This window comes from Kitasatospora sp. NPDC050463 (assembly GCF_040655255.1).
Classification (GTDB): Bacteria; Actinomycetota; Actinomycetes; order Streptomycetales; family Streptomycetaceae; genus Kitasatospora.
This window is the reverse complement of sequence record NZ_JBFAJO010000169.1, coordinates 1-5,871: the sequence shown is the minus strand read 5'-3', so window position 1 is coordinate 5,871 and position 5,871 is coordinate 1. Positions and strand designations below refer to the sequence as shown.

The 5,871-nt window shown below is 71.8% G+C and carries 7 protein-coding genes; 5 read left to right on the top strand and 2 right to left on the bottom strand.

The window, feature by feature from the left end; genetic code table 11:
- Positions 1-807 precede the first annotated feature (807 nt).
- From AB0J08_RS40880 to AB0J08_RS40865, 4 genes are all read left to right on the top strand, one after another.
- A complete protein-coding gene (locus tag AB0J08_RS40880) occupies positions 808-1,308 on the top strand; it encodes a hypothetical protein (protein WP_360645056.1) in 501 nt (166 codons plus the stop codon).
- Positions 1,197-1,976 carry a hypothetical protein gene (locus tag AB0J08_RS40875; RefSeq protein ID WP_360645053.1) on the top strand — a complete coding sequence of 260 codons (780 nt, stop codon included), beginning with the start codon at positions 1,197-1,199 and terminating at the stop codon, positions 1,974-1,976. The genes AB0J08_RS40880 and AB0J08_RS40875 overlap by 112 nt, the downstream gene beginning before the upstream one ends.
- Before the next feature lie 279 nt (positions 1,977-2,255).
- Positions 2,256-2,462 (top strand): hypothetical protein, encoded by a 207-nt coding sequence (locus AB0J08_RS40870; RefSeq protein WP_360645050.1) that lies wholly within the window; start codon positions 2,256-2,258, stop codon positions 2,460-2,462.
- A complete protein-coding gene (locus AB0J08_RS40865; protein ID WP_360645047.1) occupies positions 2,459-2,986 on the top strand; it encodes an NUDIX domain-containing protein in 528 nt (175 codons plus the stop codon). Before AB0J08_RS40870 ends, AB0J08_RS40865 begins: the two co-directional genes overlap by 4 nt.
- 215 nt (positions 2,987-3,201) lie before the next feature.
- Here the strand turns inward: AB0J08_RS40865 and AB0J08_RS40860 are convergent, their stop codons facing one another.
- Entirely contained in the window at positions 3,202-3,663 is a 462-nt protein-coding gene (locus AB0J08_RS40860; protein WP_360645044.1) for a MarR family transcriptional regulator, read from the bottom strand.
- 81 nt (positions 3,664-3,744) lie between these two features.
- Here AB0J08_RS40860 and AB0J08_RS40855 point away from each other — a divergent pair, with 81 nt between their 5' ends.
- Positions 3,745-4,116, top strand: a complete 372-nt coding sequence (locus AB0J08_RS40855) for a VOC family protein (protein WP_360645040.1) — start codon at positions 3,745-3,747, stop codon at positions 4,114-4,116.
- A gap of 496 nt (positions 4,117-4,612) precedes the next feature.
- Here the strand turns inward: AB0J08_RS40855 and AB0J08_RS40850 are convergent.
- A partial coding sequence (locus tag AB0J08_RS40850; protein ID WP_360645037.1) for a hypothetical protein occupies positions 4,613-5,871 on the bottom strand: 1,259 nt, incomplete at its 5' end.

The window sequence follows — 5,871 nt, the reverse complement described above, 5'->3', positions numbered from 1 at the left end:
AGGCCCCACTTTCATGCCCTGCCGACTGAAGATCACCCGACCGAGTCGGCAGATTCGAACTCACAATCACCAAGGTCGATAGAGCAACGGCTAGTTAGAACTTCTAACGAAATACGCCGTGCCTAGCCCCGCCCGGCGAGGCGCCCCACATACCTGGCCGGGCCGTGTTGCAGCGGACGCGTTGCACCCCTGAACGGCCCGGTCTGGGCGCGCGGCCTGACGGTCTGTGGTGTCGGTCACGGACATACCGGGAGGACAAGGCCCTTGACCGGGGCGAATCGGGCGGGACAACACGCTGGTCAAAGGGTCGAACAAGGGGTGTGGTCAGGCCGCGGACAAGGGGGTGGTGTGCAGTGTCGGCCGCACCCGGACGCCGGTCCGGGTGCCGGGCCGGCCACCACGCCGTTCCCGGCCTCCTGCTGACGGAAGGCCAACCCGATGACCAGTACCTCGCTCGCCGCGCCCGACCCGGACGACGGCGACCAGGGCGCCGAGCACCTCGCCGACCGGTCGGGCGAGGCCTCGCCCGACCGGGACAACCCGCCCGGCCTTACCTCCGCGGCCACCTCCGCCTCCACCTCCACGGCTGATCCGGCCTCTGCCCGCGTTTCGGCAGGCCAGCGGCCCCGGGCAAGGGGTGCGGGGCGTGGCGACAACCCTCTTCTGCCCGCTGCTGATGTGCGGTGGAAGCGGGGTTCGACGTCGTCGGTGCGAGCGGGGGTCTTGGTGGCGCTGGCTCTGTTTCAGCGCTGCACCGCTCGTGAGATCTGGATGCTCGCGTGCGCGGGGCAGGCGAACGATCGCGCGGTGCGGGACGCACTGCTGGACCTGCGGGACGCGGGGAGGGTGCGGGAGGAGCTGCGGTTGCCGGACGGGCGGAAGTTGTGGCGTCTGACGCGGGCGGGGCACCGAGAGGCGGCGGGTCTGCTGCCGGAGGGGGCGAAGCTGTCGGCGCTGCGTCCGGAGCGGGAGGGATCGGCGGCGGCGTTCTCCGAGCACGCGCTGGACGTCGCCACCGTCGCCGGCCTCCTCGCCAAGGGCGGCATCGGGCACCTGGGCGCGTTCTCCACCGAGGTCGAGCACCAGGTCCCGCACCGCCGCTCGCTCTTCGCCGACCTGGTGCTGCGCGACCCCGGCACCGAGGTGCCGATGCTCTGGGTGGAGGTTGACCGGGAGAACGAAGGCTCGGCACGCTGGTGGAGAAGCTCACCTCCTACCGCACCTGGTGTGAGCTCCCGGCCAAGGGCGCCACCAAGGCCGCGTTCGAGAAGGCGCTGGACCGCGCCGGTGCTCGCACCCACGAACTGAGGCTGTGGTCGGCCCTCTACCCCTCCACCGGCCGGGAGGGCCTGCCGCCGGTCGCCCTCATCTTCGAAGCCGGCCGCAAGCGCACCCGTCGCCCCGGCACCGCCCCGCTCACCCCGCAGGAGAAGAAGGAGAAGGCGAAGACCGACCACCAGCGGCTGCTGCGCCGCGCCCGGGCGGTGGAGGCCGCCTCCGAGGACCTCTGGTACGCGCCGCCGTACCGGGGCGAGGGCATCACCGCCCGCGACTACCACCGCGCCCTGCCCATCGTGGCCACCACCCTGCCGCTGCTGCGCACCCGCGGGGCCGACGCTGCGATCTGGCGCCGGCTCGGCCGCCGCGGCTGGCACACCCTCAGCCAGGCGCTCGACAACCCGCACGGCGACCAGCTGCTCGAAGTCGAGTGGGCCGCCGCCGAGCAGGCCCGCCGGGAACGGGAGCGGAAGGAGCGCGAGCGCCACTGTCCGGCCTGCCGCCGCTGCTCGGCGAAGTTCACCGACGAGCGGTGGGCCGAGAAGGAGAGGGCCTGGAGGGACGACGGGCTGTGCGCCGACTGCCGCCAGGCCGATGCCGACCAGCGGGCGCGGGAGGACGCCGAGCGCGAGCGGGACGCCGCCGAAGCCGCGGCCGCCGAGGCGAAGCGCACCAGCTCCTGGTGGCGCCGGACCTGACCCGGACTCACCCGCCGGCAGGCCGCTGACCTGCGGTGGGGAGTTTCGGCACCCCCGCTGACCTGCACTGGGGAGTTTCGCCCCGGGGCCGGTGAGTTTCGCCCCAGGCTGCTGGTGAGTTTGCCCGCCCGACCCGGTTAGTTTCGCCTCAAGCCCGGCGAGTTTCGGGTGTCGTCGCAGGTCAGCGGCCGGTTAGAACGGACTGCGGTACGCCGTCCGGGTGGCGGCGGGGTTCGGCGCGGTGGTCGGGCGGGCAGAGCCTTCGGCATGACGACACCCATGACCAGGCGCCGACGTCGCCGCCGTCCGGCCGCGCTCACCGCGTCCGCGCCCGCCGCTCCGGTCCGCGCCGGATGGCCGCCGGCCCCGGCCCGGCCGGGCAGCACCGGGTGCTGCCGGACCTGGGCGAGTGAGCACCTGACCCCGGGCGGGGTGGTCGTCCGCACCACCTGGCACGAGCCCGCCTGCCCGGCCTGGGCCCGGTGACCACCAGCACGGCGGCCGGGCCGGTCCGCGTGCGAGTGTGCGCGGTGCTGGTCCACGACGGCCGCCTCTGCCTGATCCGCCGCCAGCGTTCGGCCGGCCTCCAGCACTCGCTGCCCGGCGGCCTGGCCGAGGACGAGGACGGCGAGGACCCGATCGACGCGCTGCGCCGGGAGCTCCTCGAGGAGCTCGGCCTCGACCTGGCGGTGCTGCCCGCGCCGCCGGTGCTGCGCTTCGTCCAGGACCAGGAGACCGAGCGGCCGGGCCAGACGGAGCTGTTCCGGCGCCGGCACCTGGTCTACGTTGCCCACCCGCCCGACCACCTGGCGGCGGCCGTCGCGGCGGTCGAGCAGGACGACCCGGACCGCGCGCCGGTGGTGTGGCTGCTGGTGGCTGACGCGGCCGCCCTCCACCTGTACCCGGACGTCGCCGCCGTCCTCGACCAGGCCGTCCGGCCCGACACCGCCCAGGCCGGCGGGCCGGTGCTGCTCCCGGCGATGACCGGCGCGTCCTACCAGTGGCGCTGACCTCCCGAGCGCGGTCCGTGTGACTGTGCACGGTACATGGCCACTTTGCAGGCTAGCTGGCCAACCTTTCCCGGCTTCTCGGCCAATCTGAGCGGCCTGGTTGGCCACGAGTCAGAAGCGGGTGAGCCCATCCGGCCGGGTAGCAACCGGCGGCCTTCGGGCGCCGGCCCGCCACCACAGGCGCCGCTACCGGCGCGAAATATCGGTAGCTCTCGTCATTTCTCCAGAGCTCCCGCGATGCGGTCGAGGTCAGTGAGCAGCGCGGCGATGCGCTGTGGCGGGATCGCCCCCACCATGCGCTCTTCGATGGCGTACACGGCGGCTTGGACCGCGGCCAGGCGTGTGTGGCCTTCTTCGGTGAGGTGGGCGGGCCGGGCTCGGCCGTGGTCGGCAGTGCTGGGGCGAGTGATCAGTCCCGCTTCTTGCAGTCCTCGCAGGACGACGTTTCCGGACTGCCGGGTGACGAAGGTCGCGCGGGCGAGGTCGGCATTGGACATGCCGGGGTGCAGGGCCAGGAGTTCGAGAGTGGCGTACTGCGGCACGGTCAGTCCGTGCTCGCGCAGGACCTTGTCCATGGCGCTGCGCAAGGCGGCCTGGGCGCGTTTGAGCAGGTAGCCCACGTGCTGGGTGACGTCTCTCGCGGGGCGTGGCGGCTGGCTCGGCGGACTTTCCATCATGTCAGGATTTTGACATAGGTGCTCCGGCTTCCCTAACCTCCCGTATGTCAAAGTCCTGACATCGAGATCCGAGGGAGACCCATGTCTGTCACCATCGACGGCCCCGACTTCGTTGCCCTGCAAGTGCGCGACGTGCAAGCTGCAGCAACCTTCTGCGAGCAGCACCTGGGCCTGCGCCGGGCCGCAGTCTCACCGCCCCACGCGGTCGTGTTCGATACCAAGCCGACCCCGTTCGCCGTCCGCGAGCTCCTCCCGGGCATCGACCTCGCCGACACCGCACGCCCCGGCCTCGGTGTGGTCCTCTGGTTCCGGGCCTCGGACATTCACCAGCTCCACGACCGGCTCACCACCGCCGGAGTCAGGATCCTGACCCCCATGACGGGCAGCCCCTTCGGGCCGATGTTCTCCTTCGAGGGCCCCGAAGGCTACACACTCACCGCACACGGAGGCTGACCGGCGACCGCCCTCCCCCAACCCCCGGCGGGCCCCGCGCCAGAGGACAACCGTCACGGCTCGGCGCGCGGCACCCGGAAGCCGGCTTCGTCTCTGCTCCCGAGTCTGCGCGGAGCGCGGTACATGGCGAGTCATCGACCGATGCCCGACGGCCCCGGCCTCCGCAACACCGGTAATCTGCGATCCCCAAGGAGCCCCCTCTGGCCAGAGCCAGAGCCAGGGCCAGTGGCCGAGTAGCGCGGAAAATCTGGCCGTCTACGGCGCACAGTCACAGTCCGCAGCCGGTGTGACTGTGCAGCGTAGATGGCCAAGGTTTTCAAGCTAGTTGGCCAGCAGTACGCCGAGCTTGGCCCTGCCGCAGCGCTACGTTCCTGGTGACTCGTGGCGTGGATCGGGGGGCTGGCCCTGGAGGGCCGTCGCAGCCCGCATCCGCTCAGGAGCGCGTGCTCGGGAGGCTGCTGCCCGTATCGAGTCGGCCTCCTCCTGACGCGATCGGTTAGCACCGGGTGGGCTCCACGGCGCAGTCGGCCCAGTGGGCGGGGTCGGTCGCCCCGCCCAGGTCGTACTTCACCAGTTGTTTCAGCTGGCGCGGCAGCGACTCGACCGTGAACGGCCGGCCGTGGTTGTCCACCTTCTCGCTGAGCCTCTCCCCGTCGGCGGTCAGGTAGTCGACCTGAAACCGCCAGGAGCAGAGTTGCCCCTGGACGCCGCCGACCTGAAGCTCGATGTCCCCGGGCGTGGTGAATCGGCCGAGGTCGACTTTGTGGTGGGCGAAGTAGTTCGCGCTGATGGCCTGCCCATGGTCGTCCACTTCCACCGCCGGAGTCCCGGGCGGGTCGGCCAGCGACAGGAAGACGCCCGGCACGGGTGCCTCGCCCGCCGGCGGGGCCTCCACGGAGCTGATGGCGGTGCTGGGCTTGCAGGAGACGTCGCTGACGCCGATGTTCTCGATGGTCACGGACGAGGAACGGTCCGTGGTGAAGTGCAGCCGGTAGGTATCGCCACCCACCATGCCTTCGCCACCGGTCTCACGCTTCAGGAGCGCCTTCAGCCCGGGATCCTTCGTATCGACATCGACACCGGGCACGTCGTCCCATGGCAGCAGCCGGGGGTGCAGCTCCGCCAGGTACGACTGCACCGCGGCGAGATCCTTCGACGTGAACGGCGCGAGCGCGTTCTCCTGCGCCTTCGTCAGCTCCTGGTCCAGCGCGAGAGCCCACACGACGCCCCGATGCTGGTCCGGGCCCTCCACCACCACCTGGAACGGGGCGGTCTGGGCGTCGACCGCTTTCTCCCCCTGACGCTGGGCCGCCACGTTCTGCGCCGCGGTTCGGTCGCCGTACCACCGGTAGCCCACGATCGCGGCCGCCACGATCGCCAGCGCGAGAACGGTGCTCCCGGCAGCGCGGGCGGGCGTGATCCGGCGGCCGGGGCCGCTGCCGGGGCCGTTGTAGTAGGTGACCGGCGCATTGACGTCCCGGCCGGCCCGGTAGCGGATACTGACGGCGTGCGCCCGGAGCCGGTCCGCTTCCTGCCGTAACGCCCACAGCTCCGTGAGCTGCCCCCCGTGCCCGGCCAACACCGCCTCAGCCCGCGCCAGATCCGCGGCCACCGCCTCCAGCCGCTGCTGCACCTCGGCGGCGGCACGGTCGTCCCGGACGTGAAGTTCCCCCGCTGAACTGGACAGCCTGATACTGGGACGGTTGAGTCCCGGAGGAAGCAGTCCAGATCGTGAGTGGCAAGAGCAACATGAGC